Below are 17,395 nucleotides of genomic sequence, written 5' to 3'. Positions count from 1 at the left end.
TATGGCGACGGTCTCGCGTTGTTGTCGTTTCTGCAGCGCCGCTATCCCGCGCTTCATCTCGTGACGATCACGATGATTGACAATCCGAGCGTGCTGCGTGCGATTCAGCGGCAGGGCGTCGGGTGCATCCTGAGCAAGTCCGACGCGATTTCGCATCTGGTGGGCGCGGTTCACGCGGCTTATGTCGGTGCGAATTATCTGTCGCCGTTCGTCAAGCAATTGCTGGAGGGCACCGAGACGTCGCCGGGCACGCGCACGCTGACGGCCCGCGAAATCGAGGTCGCGCGACTTTACGGCGCCGGCCTGACGGTTGGCGAGATCGCCGTTCAGCTTCACCGGGGCAAGCAGACGATCAGCTCGCAGAAGTTGAGCGCGATGAAGAAGCTCGGCATCGTCCGCGACGCGGACCTGATCCGCTATGCGAGCGAGGGCCAACTGCCCGAAATGTCCGGGACCGATGCGTAGCGCGCAACCGGCGGGCGGTACCGCATGACCCGGACGGCACAGGCTGCTGCACCGGCGCCGAGGCGACTTCGACGACACTTATGCCCACTAAACTGAAAGCGCTGATTGCGCACGCTACCGCCGCAGGCCGCAAGCCGTTCGAGCCCGGGCGCGTGCGGCGCCAGCAGCAATGGCTGCTGTACGGAAGCGGTGCCGCGATCACGGTGTTCGTGCTCGTCTGCGCGGCGCTTGTCGTGCGACTCGACCTGCAGGAATCGCTTACGCAGTACCGTTCGGAGTTTCTGGTGCGCAAGGCCGACCTGCTCACGGAGATGGAGGTGGTCAGGGCGCTTCAGAACCGCTATGTCGAGAACATCGAGCTGGTCGCCAAGCAGGGCACGGCCGTATCGCCCGATACGCTCGGGCGCTACGCCGACGATCGCGGCAGGCTGGTCGTCGTTGGCCAGGCGGGGCGGGTGGCGTTTGCCGCGTTCGCGGTCGCTTCGTCATCGCAATCGGCGAAGGCCTATGCTCCGTGGCTTGGCAGGCTGCTCGCGCAGAGCGAGGTCACGGGCACCATGCCGGCGCAACAGCCCGGCGATCCGGGAATGGGCGGATATCTCATCGATCCGGACGGCAATTTCGTCATTGTGGCCGGGTATCCGTTGGTCAAGCAGGTGCTGGCGCTGCCTCCCGGCTTCGACATCAAGGCATTGGTTCGGAAGTTGCAGCCGCCGCCCGAGTTCATATCGGCGGCGGCCGAATCGGATTACCGGAAGATCCTGCTGGACCGGCGAGAAGACCCGCTCGTCGGGCGTTCCGTGCTGCGGTTCGTGCAGGCGGTACGCGACGCGCAGGGCAAGCCGATCGCATGGTTTGCCCTTGTCACCCGACCTGCGATCGACGATTTTCTGCGTTCTTCGTCCGTCGGCAAGGATTACGCCCTGGTCGCCCCGGGCGCGCAGGTCTTGACGGGGCGCGAAGCAGATCCGGCGCTGACTGCCCGCGCACTCGACTTTGCACAAGGGGCAGGTGATGAAAGGGCGGCGGTCCATCGCGTCGGCATGAATCTCGTCATCGGCGACCAGATGGCGGGGTTCCGCGCAGCGTTGATCGCGACCTTCTCGTGGCGCAGCCTGTTCGACGACGTGGCTGCCCGCCTCGGAATCGCGATCGGTCTCGCGGTGCTGGCAATCGGCACGGTGTGGTTCGCGATCGTCATGTTCGACCGACGCGCGCTGCGCCCGGTGAACCGCCGGACAATCCGGCTGATCGAAAGCGAGGCGCTGAACCGCACGCTGATCCGCACGGCGCCGGCCGGGCTCATGCTGCTGTCGCTCGCCAACGGCGACACCATGGTGCGCAACGAGGCCGCGCAGGCATTTGACGCCACCGGAACCGAGCCGTCGCTCGGCAAGCGCATCTGGCAGGCCTATCACGGCAGGATTGTGGGTGGGCGGACGCCGCGTGTCGTCACGCACGAATTGCCAGTCAGTCTCGCCGGCGACGGGACGGCCTATCTTGCCGCGCACATCGTCCGTACGCGCTATCGCGGCGTCGATGTGTTGCTCTGTACGCTGACCGACATCACCGCGCACAAGCAGATGGAGGGCATGCTGCGCGAGGCCCGGGAGGCGGCGGAAGATGCGAACAAGGCGAAGTCGACATTCCTCGCGACGATGAGCCACGAGATCCGCACGCCGCTGAACGCGATCGTCGGCAATCTGGAATTGATGGAGCGCGCGCCGTTGCCGGCCGAGGAGCGGCGACGCCTGCAGACGGTGATGTCGTCGTCGGACGCGTTGCTGCGCGTGATCAACGACGTGCTCGATCTGTCGAAGGTCGAATCGAACCAGATGGTGCTGGAGGCCGTGCCGTTCGATTTGCGTGCGGTTCTGCGCGACGTCGCGGCGATTTTCCGTCCGCTTGCCGCAGCCCGGCACCTTGCGCTCGAATGCAGGATCGACGCGCAACTGGCCGACGGTTATGTCGGCGACCCCACGCGCCTGCGTCAGATCGTGTCGAATCTCGTCAGCAACGCAATCAAGTTCACCGAGCGCGGCAGCGTGACGATCGAGGCGCGACCGACGGGCGCCGTCGGTCAAGCGCATGGCGTCGAAGTGGTGGTACGCGATACCGGTATCGGCATCGCGCCGGAGAGTCTGCCGACGTTGTTCGACGTGTATGTCCAGACCGATGCGTCGATCTACCGGCGCTTCGGCGGCACGGGGCTCGGACTGCCGTTGTGCCGGCGCCTCGCGCGGCTGATGCATGGCGACCTGGCGGTCGAGACGCGGCCGGGCCAGGGCGCGACGTTCATCGTGTCGCTGCCATTGCGCGACGCCCCGTCTGGATGGCGCGTCGAATTCGACGAGACCGATTCCGCCGCGTCGTCGTTGCCGGCATACGCGGACGACGAGACTCCGCTGCGCGTGCTCGTTGCCGAGGATCATCCGGCGAGCCGCGCGCTGCTGCGCGATCAGCTCGACGCGCTGCATTGCGACGCCATGCTTGTCGCGAACGGCGTCGAGGCGATGCGCGCGTTCTTCGCGCATCCGTTCGACGTGGTACTGACCGATCTCGGCATGCCGGAACTCGACGGCTTCGCGCTCGCGAACTTCCTGCGCGAGCAGGGGGCGAAGGTGCCGGTGATCGCGATGACCGCGCACGCGACCGAGGAGGATCGGCGGCGCTGCGCGCAGACCGGCGTCGCGGAGGTCGTGCTCAAGCCGCTGTCGATCGATGCGCTCGGCGCGGTGTTGCGGCGCCACGGAGGGCGCGGCGCGGCGGCGTCGCATCCGGCCGATCGTGCCGCCCGGCCGGTGCCGCCCATGACGGACGAGATACGCGAAAAATTGCGTGCGTCGACGCTGCACTCGCTGGCGACGATCGATGCCGCGTTGCTGCGCGGGGACGTCGCGTGCCTCAGCGGCGAACTGCATTCGATGCGAGGTGGTTTCGCGCTGGCCGGCGATGCGGACTCGAGCGAAGCATGCGCGAAAGGCGAGCGCGTGCTGGCCGCGGGCGGTCTCGATGCGCTGAAGCCGGAATGGCCCGGGATACGCGTGGCGATGGAGGCCGCGCTGTCGAGATTGGCCGGCATCTGAACCGAATGGCGCCGCGCTTGCCGACGCGGCGGCGGGAAATGTCGGCGACGACGGCCATCGGCGACGCCGGCCCGGCCCGGCCTGGTCGGCTCGGCGAGCATGGCCTTCGATCCATGCGCGGCACGCGTCGCCCGCTGCCCAGCCGACCGTCAGGATGCGGACACGTGCGGCCCGGCCGGTGTTGCGTCATGGCGCAAGCGAGCGTGCGCGCCGGCCCGACGTCCCCTTCACGTCACCCGTTGCGGAAGATCTCCGCGTAGGCGCTCAACGCCGGCACCCCGCCGAGATGCGCATACAGCACCTTCGACCCCGGCTCGAATTCCCCGCGACGCACCTTGTCGATCATCCCGTGCATCGATTTCCCTTCGTAGACGGGATCGGTCAGCATTCCCTCGAGCCGTGCACACAAGCGAATCGCCTCCAGCGTGCCATCGTTCGGCAATCCGTATTCCGGCCCGGCATAGCGGGTGTCGAGCACGACGTCCTTCTCGTCGATATCGCGCCCCAGCGCGACCCGTTCGGCGGTGTGCCGCGCGATGCGCGTGATCTGCTCGTGCGTGCGCTCGGGCGTCGCCGATGCGTCGATGCCGATCACCCGATCCGCGCGCCCGTCGGCCGCGAAGCCGACGACCATCCCCGCCTGCGTGCTGCCCGTCACCGAGCAGACCACGACGTAGTCGAAACTGAACCCGAGCTGTGCTTCCTGCTCGCGCACTTCTTCCGCGAAGCCGACGAACCCGAGGCCGCCGAGCGGATGCTCGGAGCACCCGGCCGGAATCGGATACGGCTTGCCGCCCGCCTGCCGCACGCTCTCCATCGCTTCCTCCCAACTGCGGCGAATGCCGATGTCGAAGCCGTCGGTAACGAGCCGCACGTCGGCGCCCATCATGCGCGACAGCTGGATGTTGCCGACGCGGTCGTACACGGGGTCTTCGTAGTTCACCCAGTGTTCCTGCACGAGCACGCACTTCATCCCGAGATGCGCGGCGACGGCCGCGACCTGGCGGGTCTGGTTCGACTGCACGCCGCCGATCGACACGAGCGTGTCGGCGCCTTGCGCGAGCGCGTCGGGGACGAGGTATTCGAGCTTGCGCGTCTTGTTGCCGCCGAACGCGAGGCCGCTGTTGCAGTCCTCGCGCTTCGCATACAGCTCGACCTTGCCGCCGAGATGCGCGCTCAGGCGCTTGAGCGGCTGGATCGGCGTCGGGCCGAACGTGAGCGGATAACGGGGAAAGCGTTGCAGGTTCATCGACAAGCTCCGGATAGCGGTGGGCGGAAGATCGGACGGGTCGGGCGCGGCCGGCGCGCCATGTCCTGATGGAAAAATGATAGGCAGGACCGCGAGAAATGAGCTTGCAAAATAAATCGCGTACGCCTACGTTATCGAGCGAAAGCAGCGGAAACGAATAATTTTGATTCGTGAAACAGACAGGAGGCGCAATGAAATTAGATCGACGCAGCACATCGCCGGCCGATGCCGCGCCGGCGCTCGATCGCATCGATCGCGCGATCCTCAGGCAGTTGCAGCAGGACGCGTCGATCTCGAATGTGAGCCTCGCCGCGAAGGTGAAGCTGAGCGCACCGGCGTGCCTGCGGCGTGTCGAGCGGCTGAAGGAAATGGGGCTGATCCGCGGCATCGTCGCGCTGCTCGATCCGAAGCCGCTCGGTGCCGGGATGCTGGTCGTGATCGGCTTCGTGCTCGATCGTTCGACGCCGGAGGCGTTCGCCGCATTCGAGAAGGCCGCGCAGAAAGTGTCGGGGTGCGTCGAGTGCCACGTGGTGACCGGCGAATTCGACTATTTCATGCTGGTGCGCACGCGCGATAACGAGAGCTTCAACCGGTTGCACGCCGAACAGCTGCTGTATCTGCCAGGAGTGCGGCAGGTGCGGTCGTTCATGGTGCTCAAGGAGATCCTGTCGACGCATGCGCTGCCGTTGTAGCCCCTGCGGCGGGACTCGCGCTCGCCGTACCGACGCGCCGGCGTCCGGCCGAGGCCGGACGCGAATCGACCGGCGTGCGCGGTTGGCGACGACACGATGACGCCTGCCCGACATCGCCAGAAACGGGCGAACGGCAGCGCTTCCGGGCACGATTGCGTCATCACGACGTTGCTCGGCACGATCGCGTATGCTCGTTCCGTCAGCGGCGATGGCGGCTGCCGTTGCCGGATCAATCGTGTAACGACCGAACGACAGCGAGGGCATGATGGCAAGACAGACGATGGCGGAATACCTGGCGAAGACGCTGGCGGCAGCGGGCGTCGAGCGCATCTGGGGGGTGACGGGCGACAGCCTGAACGGGCTTTCGTTCAGCCTGAGCCGGATGGGCTCGATCCGCTGGATGCATACGCGCCACGAGGAAAGCGCCGCGTTCGCGGCCGGCGCGGATGCGGCATCGACCGGCCGGCTCGCGGTGTGCGCGGGCAGCTGCGGCCCCGGCAACCTGCACCTGATCAACGGCTTGTACGACTGCCACCGCAATCACCAGCCGGTGCTCGCGATTGCCGCGCACATCCCGTCGACCGAGATCGGTCTCGGCTACTTCCAGGAAACCCATCCGCAGGAACTGTTCCGCGAGTGCAGCCATTTCGCGGAACTCGTGACCAATGCGTCGCAGTTCCCGCGCGTGCTCGCCCGCGCGATGCGCACGGCGATCGAGGAACGCGGCGTCGCGGTGATCGTGCTGCCGGGCGACATCGCGCTCGGCGACGGCCCGGAAGAAGCGCCGGCGTGGAGCGAATCAGCGCCGCCGTCGATCTTGCCGGCCGACGCCGATCTCGACCGGCTCGCGGCGCTGCTCAATGCATCGGACGCGGTCACGCTGCTGTGCGGCAGCGGCACGCAGGGCGCGCACGACGAAGTGGTCGCGCTGGCCGACACCCTCGGCGCGCCGGTCGTGCATGCGCTGCGCGGCAAGCAGTTCGTCGAATGGGACAACCCGTTCGACGTCGGGATGACGGGACTGATCGGCTTCAGCTCGGGCTATCACGCGATGGAATCGTGCGACACGCTATTGATGCTCGGCACGGATTTCCCGTACCGCCCGTTCTATCCGACCCACGCGAAGGTCGTGCAGATCGACTGGAAGGGCTCGCAGCTCGGCCATCGCGCGCCGCTCGCGCTCGGGCTCGTCGGCACCGTGAAGGAAACGATCGCGGCGCTGCTGCCGCGCCTCACGCGCAAGACGCAGCGGCGCTTCCTCGAGAACGCGCTGAAGCACTACGCGGCCGCGCGCAAGGGGCTCGACGATCTCGCGGTGGCGGAGCCGCCGGGCCGCGCGATCCATCCGCAATACCTGACGAAGATCGTCGACGAAGTCGCGGCCGACGACGCGATCTTCACAGCCGACGTCGGCACGCCGACGCTGTGGGCCGCGCGCTACCTGACGATGAACGGCAAGCGCCAGCTGCACGGCTCGTTCAATCACGGCTCGATGGCCAACGCGATGCCGCAGGCGCTCGGCGCGCAGGGCGCGCATCCGGGGCGGCAGGTCGTGTCGCTGTCGGGCGACGGCGGGCTGTCGATGCTGCTCGGCGATCTGCTGAGCGCGCGGCAACTCAACCTGCCGATCAAGATCGTCGTCTACAACAACAGCCTGCTCGGCTTCGTGTCGATGGAGCTGAAGGCGGCCGGCTATCTCGACACGAACGTCGACCTGAGCCCGACCGACTTCGCGGCGATCGCGAAGGGCGCGGGGATCTTCAGCGTGCGCGTCGAGCATTCGGAGAACGTCGAGCACGCGCTGCGCACCGCGTTCGCGCACGACGGGCCGGCGGTCGTCGACGTCGTCACGTCGAAGTACGAACTCGCGATGCCGCCGAAGATCGAGATCGCGCATGCGAAGGGGTTCAGCCTGTTCATGCTGCGTGCGATCCTGAGCGGGCGCGGCGACGAGATCGTCGAGCTGGCGCGGACCAACCTGCGGTGAGGCGGCGGGGGGCGGCGCGCATTCGTCAGTCGGTCAACGTGTCGCCCCGCCCGGCAGCCCTCCATTCGCGCACGGCCTGCACGAACAATCGCAGTGCGGCCGGCGTATCCTGATCTGACCCGATGGCCGGTTGCGGGCGAGCGCGGCTTCGTTCAGCGCGTTCCCCCGAGATCGCGACGGCGGGCCGCACGCGCGGCGGCACGTCGGCGAGCGCTACCCTGCGCGCAGCTTCGGCAGCGCGTCGACCGCTGAGCGGGCATTGGGCGGCGACATGCCCGCATCGATGACGCAATCAGGCACAATCTTCACGTCGCCTTAAGTTTGCGGTTCCTAGAATCGATTGATCGCCGCTTCGCCGCGGCGGATCGATTTGTCGAGGAGGATGCACGTGAAAATGCCCGGTGTCGTCGTACCCCTGTTCCCAACACGCATCGGCACGTCGAAGCTGAGCGCGCGACCGCGCAAGGTGGGCCGATGATCTGGCCGAACGCGTTGCGCGTCTCGGCATTGTTCGTGCGCGAGTGGGTTGGCCGCCCGGCCGCGGTGGGCGCGTTGTGCCCGAGTTCGCGGCATCTGGCGCGAGAAATGGCCGATGTGGTGCCGGATGGCGACGGGCTCGTCGTCGAGCTCGGCGGCGGCACCGGCGCGATCACCGCCGCGCTGCTCGAGCGCGGCGTCGCGCCGCGGCGCCTCGTCGTGGTGGAGCGGTCGCCGGCGTTCGTTCAGCACCTGCGGCGGCGCTTCCCCGGTATCTCGATCGTGTCGGGCGACGCTCGGCAGCTCGAGCGGCTGCTGCCGAGCGACGCGCGGGTCGACGCGATCGTGTCGTGCCTGCCGCTGCGCACGCTGCCGCGCCAGGATGTGACGGCGATCGTCAATCAGTGCCAGCGCGTGCTGGCGGTCGATGGGGTGATGATTCAGTTCACCTACGACCTGCGATCGCCCGACCGTCATCCGCTGGGCGATCCGGCATTTGTTGCCGACGCCAGCCGGATCGTATGGGCAAATATTCCGCCCGCGCGCATCGTGATGATGCGCCGCGCCGCCATCGGCGAGGTGGCGTGATGCCGGTACACCGCGCTTCCTTTCATCGACCCTGCAGGCGCTGCTCATGTCGCAGCGTCCGGGATGCGTGCCGCAGGTCGCGACGCGGCCTGCCGGATGAAGCGGTCGAGCGGCGTCGCATAGCCGCGCGCGATGACCGCGCTCAAGCCGGCGGACAACATCAGATAGGCGATGAGCAACACGAGCTTGTCGTCGCCGTGCATGGCGGACGGCGGCCACACCGTGCGCAGCGCGCCGAGCGCGATCAGGTGGAACAGGTACAGCTCGTAGCTGAGCCGGCCGCCCCAGCGTAGCGGCGCGAGCACGCGCGCCTGCGCGCGCTCCCCGCGGGCATGCGCGCCGATCAGCAGCACGGCGGTGCCGAGCGCCATCGCGGACACGCCGATCACGTGGCTTTGCGCAATCGGCCATGCGAGATAGAGCACGGTCATGGCGATCGCGGTCAGCCATTGCACCGGCGTGGCCGCGAGCTGTTGCCAGCCCGCGCGCCCGGCCAGCAACGCCGTGCAGCAGCCGATCGCGATGCCGTCGAAGCACGCGAAATACGCATACAGAAACCCGGCTTCGTCGTCCGCATGCGTGTAGCGGTACACGGGCCCGATCGCGGCGATCGCCAGCCAGAACGCGAACAGGCGTGCGTCGCGGCGCAGCGCGATGCACAGCAGCGGAAACGACAGGTAGAACAGCTCCTCCACCGACAGCGACCACAGCACGCCGAGCGCATAGTTGACCCACCCGTACGCGCCGATCAGCACGTTCATCCAGAACGTCAGCGACGCGAGATTCACGAGCCAGAACGATACGGCGACACCTTGCGGCGTGTGGTTCGCGAAGATCGGCACGCCGGCTGCCGCCAGCGCGTTGACGAACGCGAGCAGCAGGAGCACGCACGGGACGATGCGCGCGATCCGCGATACGTAGAACGCGCGCACGTCCACCGCGCCGAGGCTCCCCCAGCGGCGGCGCGCATTCGACGTAATCAGGTAGCCGGAGATCACGAAGAACATCGTCACGCCGTAGTTGCCGTTGCGGACCACCGCATGCACGGCATCCCACCCGAACACGCGCGCGATCGATGTGTCGCGCAGCGAATAGGGAATGTTGAAGTGATGCAGCAGGACGAGCAGGATCGACACGCCGCGCAGCATGTCGATCCGCGTATTGCGCGGGCCGGCGCTCATTGCGGCTGAAGCGGGTGTGCGAGCGCCTGCGCCGCGGGGAACGCGTCGCGTGAACCAGGGCCGGCGTCGGGCCGTGCGTCGAGCAGCGTGAGGTGCCGGTGTTTCAAGCGGAACTCCATCGGATCGGGGCGGGGCTGAATTCGCCGGATGCAAACGACGTCCGGCATCGCGGACGCCGGACGTCGAGGGTGCACACAGTGTATCGGCGGAGCATGGGCGGTGGTCCTGTCAGCGTTGACGGGCACCGGCGGCGCCACCCCGCCGCCACGTGCCGATCTGCCCGCATGCCGTTTTTTGCACCGCAACCCCGTTTTTTTGCACGGCGTTGATGCGGTGCCTTCTAAACTCGGTTCGTCAGGCTGGGAACGCCGATTGCTTGCAGGTAGATTCGTCGCCGTTTTATCGGCCGCCGCGCTGTCCGGCGGCCGGCCGCGGCGGACGTTTGCGCGCCGCGTCGTACGCGGCGCTGCCTTCGCCAAGGAGGATCCATGTACCTCACGGAAGAAGTACACACCGCACGCCCCGCCAGCCGTCGCGTGCGCGTGGTGACGCTGCCGTCGGGCAGACAGCTCGCCCGGCAGCTGCTGGTGACGGTTCGCGCGGCCGACGTATTGCTGCGCCAGGCGATCCGCTTGCCGGATCGCCATCAATGGTCGGTCGACATCGAACGCGTCGACGCGGCCGGCGGCCCGCTGGCCGCGTGGGATTCGCACGTGACGTTTCGCATCGCGAAGGTATTCGAGCCGGGCGTCGACGCGAACACGCGTGCCGGCGATCCCGATCAGGTTGCAGTCGAGATCCGGCTGCTTCTGCCCGAGCAGGCGTATATGGGCGAGCAGCACGTCGGCATCTTCGGTCGACGGCACGGCAACCGGTTCGGCGCGACGCTGTCGGTAACGGCCGGGTCGCAGTGGGGCGGCCGACGCAACGAATGCGTTCCGCCCGCCGGGCGGCACGTGCACGGCGACACGCTAGAAGCGCTCGTCGACATGGTGGCAGGCATCGTCAACGCCGCGTTGCTCGCGGCTGGCCATCCGCGGCCCGGCGATTCGTGACGGCGCAGGCGGCGCCCGCCCGCCTGCGCCGTCACGAATCGCCGGCCTGGCCGGTTTGCCGCTGCAGATCTTCCATCAACTGATCCGCGAGAAAGTCGCATGGCGGGCGCTTCGATTTCGTGCTGCGCGCGAGGATCAGCTCGAGCGGCGGCAGATCGGGCAGCCCGTGCGAGCGGCCGAGCATCGACAACTGCGCGGGAATCGCGCAGCGCGCGAGCGGCGCGACCGCGAGGCCGGCCTCCACCATGCTGAGCAACCCGAGCAGGCTCGGGCTTTCATAGGAAGTCCGGAACGGCAGCTTCGCGCGTTCGAGGCTGCGGATCGCGTTCTCGCGCGCGACGCTGCCCGGCATGAACACCGCGATCGGCAGCGGCCGTTCTTCCCAGACGCGCGGCCCGTTCGTCATCGCGGCCCACGCCATCGGCTCGTGGCGAATGAAGTCGCCGGACAGCCCCTTGATGCGCGTGCCGCATACGAGATCGACGGTGCCGTCCTTCAGGAGCGGCGCAAGCGCGCTGCTCGGCAGCCCGATCACCTGGATCTCGACCTTCGGATAAGTCGCCGAGAACTTCTTCAGCACCGACGGCAGCAGCGACGACGCATAGTCGTCCGGCACGCCGATGACCACCTTACCGGTCACTTCCGGCCGCACTACCGCCGCCCACGCCTCGTCGCGCAGCGCCAGCATTCGTCTGGCGAATCCGAGCAAGACCTCGCCTTCGCGCGTCAGCACGATGCTGCGTGGCTTGCGCACGAACAGCGGCCGGCCGATCGCGTCCTCGAGGCTCTTGATCTGCATGCTCACGGCCGACTGCGAGCGGTTCACCGCTTCGGCGGCGCGGGTCATGTTGCCGGTTTCCGCGACGGCGACGACGGTGGTCAGTACGTCGTGATCGAGCATCTTCATCGGTATCAGGAAAACTGAACGTAACGATCAGCATTATGCGTTTTTATTGTCGCTGTGTGTCTGCCATAGTGGAATCGAGCCCGCCGTATCGTTCGCGCCGTACCGTTCGAGGGGGTGCGGCAATCACGCCGGCGTGCCGGCATGCAGCGTTGAACAGGGAAGAGTGGTGTACCGATGATGGATCATCCGCTGCGCGCCGCACTGGCCGCTGAATTGCATGCCCGGCCGTTCCTGCGGATCGCCGAGGCGGTGTCGCTCACGCATTACGCGATCTACACGGACGGCCAGCCCGACATCCACGAAACGCTGCTGCACGCGCTGTGCCGCGACACCGGCATCGCCGTGCCGCAAGACGGCGCGACCCACTACGCGGTGCAGTCGCCGTGCGGCTGGCATCTGAAGTGGGAGCGCCACACCGAATTCTCGACCTTCACGTTCGTCGCGCCGCGTCGCGACACCGGCTATTTCGACGATCTCGCGATCGACGGGATCCCGGCCGCGTGGTTCGCGCGGCTCGCGGGCATCCGCTTCGTCGCGGTGCGCATGGAGTTGCTGTCGGGCGATGCCGCGCGCCTCGTGTGCGGCGACCTGCGCCGCTGGATCGACGGGCCCGCGCTCGTCGGCAGCAACGTGCTCGGCGGCGGCAAGGTGTTCTGCGACTGGCACGTGCGCGACGACGGCTTCATGCGCTTTCTCGTCGTCGACGAGGATTTCCGCGAGGAACAGGGCGGGCGGCTGCTGCAGCGTTTGTATGAAATCGAGACGTACCGGATGATGGCGCTGCTCGCGTTGCCGGTCGCGCGGCGGATGAGCCGCGAACTCGACGAGATTCACGCGGCGCTGCATGCGCTGATGCAGCGGATGGACGCGAGCGGGGCCGACGCCGACGACGCGGCCCTGCTCGTGAAGCTGACGCATCTCGCGGTGCGGGTCGAAGCGCTGTCGGGGTCCGGCGGCCGCTTCAGTGCGTCGCGCGCATACGAAAAGCTCGTGCTGGCGCGCATCCACGAATTGCGCGAGGAGCGCATCGAAGGGATGCCGACGATCGCGGAATTCATGGAGCGGCGCTTCGCGCCGGCGATGGAAACCTGCCGCAGCGTGTGGGCGCGCCATGAGCAGATCGCCGCGCGGATCGCGCGAGCGGTCGACCTGCTGCGCACGCGCGTGAATCTCGCGCAGGAAAAGGACGTGACGCGCCTGCTGGCCGGCATGGAGCGCACCGCGCGCAATCAGCTGCATCTGCAGCACGCTGTCGAAGGGCTGTCGGTGGCAGCCATTTCGTACTACGTGCTGTCGCTTGCGACCGCGGCGTTCAAGGCGCTGCACGTGATGAACCTGCCGGTCGATCCCGAACTGGCGGAAGGCCTGCTGATCGCGCCGGTCGTGTTCGCGGTGATTCACATCACGCGACGCACGCGCGCGCAGCTCGCGCGGTCGGAGGCCGCGCATGATGCCGTGTCCGTGCATGCGGCGGCGTTGAAGCAGGCGAATTAGAACATCAATGACATATCAAAAGGAGTGGAGATGACTTTTACGCAAACGCAAGCTCGGTTTTTCACTGGCCCCGATGCATTCGACGAGCCGGTGTGGGACGAATCGGGCGCGCCGGAAGAAGTGCATGTGACGTCGTATCAAGCCGTGCTGCAGGAGCCGATGACGTCGCTCGTGGGCGGCACGATCGATCGGCCGGATGTCGCGGCGGTGGCGATTCTTGGGTATAACTGACACTGACGCGGGATCGACTGTGGCCTTGATGCGGGCAAGCTGACGGCTGCGTCAGCTTGCCGCGTTCGGACGGGAGAATGGCAAGCAGACAGACTGGAGCGATGAAGCAGGCGGCTCAATCACCGGAGAGATCGCTGATTGACGCGCCATGAGGAATCTGACCGGACGTGACCTGTTTGACGTATTCGTCCTGCGCGTCCTTGATGTTCCGGGAGATGTTGCCGAGGACTTTCTTCATGTAGTCCTTGGCGGCATCAGCTTGGCGAGCGATCCAGCCCTTCTCCTCGATTTCGCGAAGCTGCATGAATACGCCGTCGCCGAGCGACACGTTGTTGAGCCGCGTAATCGTGTTGTGCACAAAGTTGTCGAAGAACGCGACCACCTCCGGTGACAGCTTCGGCGGATGTACCCATGCGGTAGCCAATGCGCGCACCGTCTTGTCCGAGATGTCGTCGACCGTGCGGCGCTCGCCGAAGGTGAGTTGCGGAACCTTGGAGTTAGGATCCTGGCTCTTGTAGTACCAGTCGCGGCCTTCGTAGTTCGGCAACCCACCACCGTGTGGGAAGACGGCGTTGTAGACGTCCGCGTCCACCGTGTTGATGAACAGGTTATTTCCTGTGCTTTCATGGGCGGTGCGGTCGTGGACGTAACGTGCCCATGACACGAACAGCTTCTGATGTTCGAGGAAGTGTGTCTCGAGCGGGCCATTCGATTTCGGCAGCATGGCCGTGTAGGCCGCGAAGAGATCATTGACAGTCAGGTTCTTGCCGTTCACGTTGACCGTCTTTTGAAACTCGAATTCTCTGGCGTACGTTGGATTGACCTGGCGAAGTTTGTCTAGCGGTTGAAGCGGCACACCGGCAGCCCATGCTCGATCGAGCATGTTACGTGCGGATACGCGTGCCAGTTCGGTCGATTTTTGGTCTTCGCCTTCTCGAAAGCCGCCTCCGACATCCGACTGGCTACCCGGATAGACGATTTCGAGCAAGTTCGCGTGATCGGACGATTTCCTCGGAGAATCCAGGTTCTTGTAAAACCTCAATTCCGTCGCGGCAACGTGGTGAACAATTGACTTAAATTCCTTCTGGATATCAAATTCACCAAGCGATTGCTTGGAGAGGCTGAGAAACAGGCTCAGCCCCTTGATGCCGACGCTGACACCTTTTCCTGCGGCCGGCACTACGCCAAGGACAGGGGCGACGGCCTTGGTGAAAATCGAATCGGCAAAGGATGTTGAAACACAATCGAAGAGTCCCATGAAGTCAAATTCGACCGGGATCCCCTGATATGTCACTTTTCCATCCTTCTGTTTGCATACCTTCCCAATCAAATCGTTCGCGAATTTCCTAGCCATGGCACCGCCGCGGTCATATCCGAAAACTGCAACTCGGATGCGCTTGATTTCTCGCGAGTCACCGGTGCGAGCCCGTTGAACGTTGGCTTCGAAGTCGGCGAGGGCCTGCCGTACACGGACATCGAAGCCCGTTCCCATATAGGCAGCCGAGAATTCGGTGTCGCGTATGGACGGAACCGAGTCGGCGACGATCGTTATACCCTGCCCGAGCAGGTCGAATCCTACTTTCTTTACGGTCAAGTTTTCTTTTAACGTGTTTTTGACAGTGGAGGGGGCATTGCTGACGGCATTGTAGATGGCGGACTTGCCGTGGGCTACGATCGTTTGTTCCCCACGACTGGCGAGAATGTTCTTGCCGGCTTCCTTGACGATTTTCTTACCGGGATCCTTGACAAATTTGCCCTGCGCTTCCTTTGCCAATGCGGATGCGGTATCGGTTGCTACTTTCTTGAGTGTGCCGGTCGTTTGAGTCGATAAGTCTCTCCCCATCCCCTCGTAGTACGTCGCGTAGATGCCGAGCGCATCGCTGCTTTTTGCGTGGGCGTTATACAGGCGACCGATATTCGAAAGATGATCGAGGTCAGTGAGGCTTTGTCCGAATCCATCAAAAAAAAAGCTCAGATAGATTTCTTGAACACAACGAAAACAAGGTGTCGGCGGTTCGGACGGAAGTTGGTTGCTGACGCTCGCGGCCCGGGCGACACGTGAGGAGCCGGATAGCGAATCAGACTGACCGGGAGCGGCGTTCTGGGCACTAGAAGTTTCGTTCGACATGCTTCCCTCGCGATCCTAGTTCGTGTTCGGAATATGCGGCTTCGTTGGCAGCTCGACCCACTTGGCGTCGATCTTTCTATCCGGCAAGAAGTGAAATTCGATGTATCCCTCGTGCTTATTGGGTAACGAGGGGACAGGGATGTCAGTTTCGTATACATCGTTCGGCAAATCTTTTTTGTACTGCTCCTGAGTCAGTTCGTAGACGATCTTGATATGCCATGTCTTTCTGTTTCGCGGCACGCTCATGCAACATACCGTTCCTCCACCTCCGCCGGATTCATGTGCGTTGGAACCTCCAGCTCCAAAGCCATCGATCGTAAAAAGCGCAATGCTTCGATCGGTGTAGTTGTAGCCGGTCACGCGATAAGGGCCGTAGCTCGCTGTCTGCGCGTGTACCCACCATGCCCCGCCAAGCAGTAGCACAGCGACGACGATCGGATTACGAATGAGACGGCGAAGGAAATTCAGCATGTCGTTGTTCCTGTCATTCAGTTCGTCGTGGACGAAGCGTTGTTCGTTGTCTTCATGTTGCGGGGACTGGTCGGATAGTCTACCCATTGGGCTCCGATTTTTCGGTCGGGTAGAAAACGAAGCTCGATATAGCCGTCGTGCTTGTTGGGTAACGGCGGTACGGCGATGTCCGGCTCGTAGATTTCTGGTGACAAGTTCTTGGCATCTTACTCGGGCGTCAGGTCATAGGTGACCTTGAGATGCCAGATCATGCAATCCGCACGGGCCGCCCGCGATCATCACCGCCATTGCGATCGACCGAGGAGTCGCACGACGTATTCCGCTCAACATCCCCATTCCCCCGCCGTTCAACCGACATCAGGCTGCACGCCCATCGCCGCCATCGTCGCCGATTGCCGTTCGGCTGCATAGCCGGCCAGCGGATGCCCGTCCACCAGTTCCGTCCATACTTCCGTATCGACATCGCCGAGCGACTCCGACAACGGCGGCGGATCGTCCCCGCGCGTCGCGATCTTCCCGGCAATCGCCGGATGCGCGTCGAACGCCGGATGCACGTTCATCCCGACCAGCACAAAGTACGCGAGATCGTTCTCGTTCACGAGCCCATGCTGTTCCCGCGCTCGGGCGACCAGGTCCTTCACATAGCGAATGCCCCAGCGGTCCGGCACCGCTGACATCGGCGGCAGCAGTTCGTCGCGCAACTGGAAATAGAGCGTCTCGGCGAACCCTTCGCGGGCGAGGGCGTCGTATTGCGCGTCCGTGAACACGATCGGCGTCGCGGCGGGCGCGGGCAGTGGCCCTCGTTCGTCGCCCGCCACGGCCTCCCACGGATCGAAGCGGTAACGCAGTTCGACGAACGCGGCCAGCAGTTCGCGGCGCTGCGCGGGCGTCAGGATCGGCAGGAGGTTCTCGAGGACCGACGGATCGTAGTAGCGCAGCAGGGCCTGTCGCGTATCGGGCAGCGTGACCTCGGCAAGCGGATGCAGGTAGGCCGCGAGTTCGGACACCGCATGACCCGTCGCGAGCCACACGACGAGGTCCGACTCGCCGCCGGCATTCAGCAGGTCCAGCATCATCGCGTGCGATGCCTCGTCGTCTGCGCTCAGGTCGAGCAGGAACGGACCGATTTCAGGCCGCGACGCCTCGAGCATCGTGTCGGGGTACAGCGATTGCCATGCAAGGCCCCGCGCACGCGCGGCGTCGAGCATGGTGTCGTCCAGCGCGCCGTCGACGAGCGCAATCAGCCGCAACGGGCGCGTGTGCCCGGCCTGCCGCGTGCGATGCCAGTCGCGCAGGTCGTCGTGCCGTTGCGCGGCACTCTTGCGCGGCCATTGCGCCGGCAGCGGCAGCGCGCGCGTCAGATCGCGAAATGGCTTCATGGAGG

At 65.3% G+C, this 17,395-nt stretch carries 14 protein-coding genes; 8 read left to right on the top strand and 6 right to left on the bottom strand.

Features of this window, described 5'->3' with window-relative positions:
• Positions 1 to 465: LuxR C-terminal-related transcriptional regulator (locus SB786_RS34050; RefSeq protein ID WP_410731286.1), on the top strand; the 465-nt coding region annotated here is incomplete at its 5' end.
• Between the two features lie 80 nt (positions 466 to 545).
• A complete protein-coding gene (locus SB786_RS34045) occupies positions 546 to 3,551 on the top strand; it encodes an ATP-binding protein (RefSeq protein WP_410731285.1) in 3,006 nt (1,001 codons plus the stop codon).
• Between the two features lie 232 nt (positions 3,552 to 3,783).
• Here SB786_RS34045 and SB786_RS34040 read toward each other — a convergent pair whose 3' ends face one another.
• Positions 3,784 to 4,800, bottom strand: a complete 1,017-nt coding sequence (locus tag SB786_RS34040; protein ID WP_410731284.1) for a 1-aminocyclopropane-1-carboxylate deaminase — start codon at positions 4,798 to 4,800, stop codon at positions 3,784 to 3,786.
• A gap of 191 nt (positions 4,801 to 4,991) precedes the next feature.
• Between SB786_RS34040 and SB786_RS34035 the strand changes: the two genes are divergently transcribed.
• The 3 genes from SB786_RS34035 (at position 4,992) to SB786_RS34025 (ending at position 8,544) form a co-directional block, all read left to right on the top strand.
• Positions 4,992 to 5,492, top strand: a complete 501-nt coding sequence (locus SB786_RS34035; protein WP_410731283.1) for an Lrp/AsnC family transcriptional regulator — start codon at positions 4,992 to 4,994, stop codon at positions 5,490 to 5,492.
• Between the two features lie 265 nt (positions 5,493 to 5,757).
• Positions 5,758 to 7,479: a ubiquinone-dependent pyruvate dehydrogenase gene (gene poxB / locus SB786_RS34030; protein ID WP_410731288.1), complete on the top strand. Its 1,722-nt coding sequence runs from the start codon at positions 5,758 to 5,760 to the stop codon at positions 7,477 to 7,479.
• A 474-nt stretch (positions 7,480 to 7,953) separates the two neighbouring features.
• A complete protein-coding gene (locus tag SB786_RS34025) occupies positions 7,954 to 8,544 on the top strand; it encodes a class I SAM-dependent methyltransferase (RefSeq protein ID WP_410731282.1) in 591 nt (196 codons plus the stop codon).
• Between the two features lie 44 nt (positions 8,545 to 8,588).
• Here the strand turns inward: SB786_RS34025 and SB786_RS34020 are convergent, their stop codons facing one another.
• Positions 8,589 to 9,725, bottom strand: coding sequence for an acyltransferase family protein (locus tag SB786_RS34020; protein ID WP_410731281.1), 1,137 nt, complete (start codon positions 9,723 to 9,725; stop codon positions 8,589 to 8,591).
• 488 nt (positions 9,726 to 10,213) lie between these two features.
• On the opposite strand from SB786_RS34020, the gene SB786_RS34015 reads away from it, so the two are divergent.
• On the top strand, positions 10,214 to 10,780 hold the full coding sequence (locus SB786_RS34015) for a hypothetical protein (RefSeq protein ID WP_410731280.1): 567 nt from the start codon (positions 10,214 to 10,216) through the stop codon (positions 10,778 to 10,780).
• A gap of 31 nt (positions 10,781 to 10,811) precedes the next feature.
• Here SB786_RS34015 and SB786_RS34010 read toward each other — a convergent pair whose 3' ends face one another.
• Entirely contained in the window at positions 10,812 to 11,687 is an 876-nt protein-coding gene (locus SB786_RS34010) for a LysR family transcriptional regulator (protein WP_410731279.1), read from the bottom strand.
• A gap of 174 nt (positions 11,688 to 11,861) precedes the next feature.
• On the opposite strand from SB786_RS34010, the gene SB786_RS34005 reads away from it, so the two are divergent.
• Positions 11,862 to 13,181: a DUF3422 family protein gene (locus SB786_RS34005; RefSeq protein ID WP_410731278.1), complete on the top strand. Its 1,320-nt coding sequence runs from the start codon at positions 11,862 to 11,864 to the stop codon at positions 13,179 to 13,181.
• A gap of 30 nt (positions 13,182 to 13,211) precedes the next feature.
• Positions 13,212 to 13,412, top strand: a complete 201-nt coding sequence (locus SB786_RS34000) for a hypothetical protein (protein WP_410731277.1) — start codon at positions 13,212 to 13,214, stop codon at positions 13,410 to 13,412.
• Between the two features lie 115 nt (positions 13,413 to 13,527).
• Here the strand turns inward: SB786_RS34000 and SB786_RS33995 are convergent, their stop codons facing one another.
• From SB786_RS33995 to SB786_RS33985, 3 genes are all read right to left on the bottom strand, one after another.
• Positions 13,528 to 15,540, bottom strand: coding sequence for a hypothetical protein (locus SB786_RS33995; protein WP_410731276.1), 2,013 nt, complete (start codon positions 15,538 to 15,540; stop codon positions 13,528 to 13,530).
• Between the two features lie 15 nt (positions 15,541 to 15,555).
• A complete protein-coding gene (locus SB786_RS33990) occupies positions 15,556 to 16,011 on the bottom strand; it encodes a DUF3304 domain-containing protein (RefSeq protein WP_410731275.1) in 456 nt (151 codons plus the stop codon).
• Between the two features lie 347 nt (positions 16,012 to 16,358).
• On the bottom strand, positions 16,359 to 17,390 hold the full coding sequence (locus SB786_RS33985; RefSeq protein WP_410731274.1) for a DUF4123 domain-containing protein: 1,032 nt from the start codon (positions 17,388 to 17,390) through the stop codon (positions 16,359 to 16,361).
• Between the last annotated feature and the right edge of the window lie 5 nt (positions 17,391 to 17,395).

The organism is Burkholderia sp. SIMBA_062, assembly GCF_046534765.1.
In the GTDB taxonomy this organism is placed as follows: Bacteria; Pseudomonadota; Gammaproteobacteria; order Burkholderiales; family Burkholderiaceae; genus Burkholderia; species Burkholderia ambifaria.
The sequence above is the reverse complement of the archived record's forward strand: the minus strand, read 5'-3'. Positions and strand labels throughout refer to the sequence as shown.

What these genes read in the sequence shown, in the direction of transcription:
- SB786_RS34040 (WP_410731284.1), bottom strand. Translation starts at nt 4,800, where the DNA reads ATGAACCTGCAACGCTTTCCCCGTTATCCGCTCACGTTCGGCCCGACG.
- poxB (WP_410731288.1), top strand. Translation starts at nt 5,758, where the DNA reads ATGGCAAGACAGACGATGGCGGAATACCTGGCGAAGACGCTGGCGGCA.
- SB786_RS34005 (WP_410731278.1), top strand. Translation starts at nt 11,862, where the DNA reads ATGATGGATCATCCGCTGCGCGCCGCACTGGCCGCTGAATTGCATGCC.
- SB786_RS34045 (WP_410731285.1), top strand. Translation starts at nt 546, where the DNA reads ATGCCCACTAAACTGAAAGCGCTGATTGCGCACGCTACCGCCGCAGGC.
- SB786_RS33995 (WP_410731276.1), bottom strand. Translation starts at nt 15,540, where the DNA reads ATGTCGAACGAAACTTCTAGTGCCCAGAACGCCGCTCCCGGTCAGTCT.
- SB786_RS34010 (WP_410731279.1), bottom strand. Translation starts at nt 11,687, where the DNA reads ATGAAGATGCTCGATCACGACGTACTGACCACCGTCGTCGCCGTCGCG.
- SB786_RS33990 (WP_410731275.1), bottom strand. Translation starts at nt 16,011, where the DNA reads ATGCTGAATTTCCTTCGCCGTCTCATTCGTAATCCGATCGTCGTCGCT.
- SB786_RS34015 (WP_410731280.1), top strand. Translation starts at nt 10,214, where the DNA reads ATGTACCTCACGGAAGAAGTACACACCGCACGCCCCGCCAGCCGTCGC.
- SB786_RS33985 (WP_410731274.1), bottom strand. Translation starts at nt 17,390, where the DNA reads ATGAAGCCATTTCGCGATCTGACGCGCGCGCTGCCGCTGCCGGCGCAA.
- SB786_RS34020 (WP_410731281.1), bottom strand. Translation starts at nt 9,725, where the DNA reads ATGAGCGCCGGCCCGCGCAATACGCGGATCGACATGCTGCGCGGCGTG.
- SB786_RS34025 (WP_410731282.1), top strand. Translation starts at nt 7,954, where the DNA reads ATGATCTGGCCGAACGCGTTGCGCGTCTCGGCATTGTTCGTGCGCGAG.
- SB786_RS34000 (WP_410731277.1), top strand. Translation starts at nt 13,212, where the DNA reads ATGACTTTTACGCAAACGCAAGCTCGGTTTTTCACTGGCCCCGATGCA.
- SB786_RS34035 (WP_410731283.1), top strand. Translation starts at nt 4,992, where the DNA reads ATGAAATTAGATCGACGCAGCACATCGCCGGCCGATGCCGCGCCGGCG.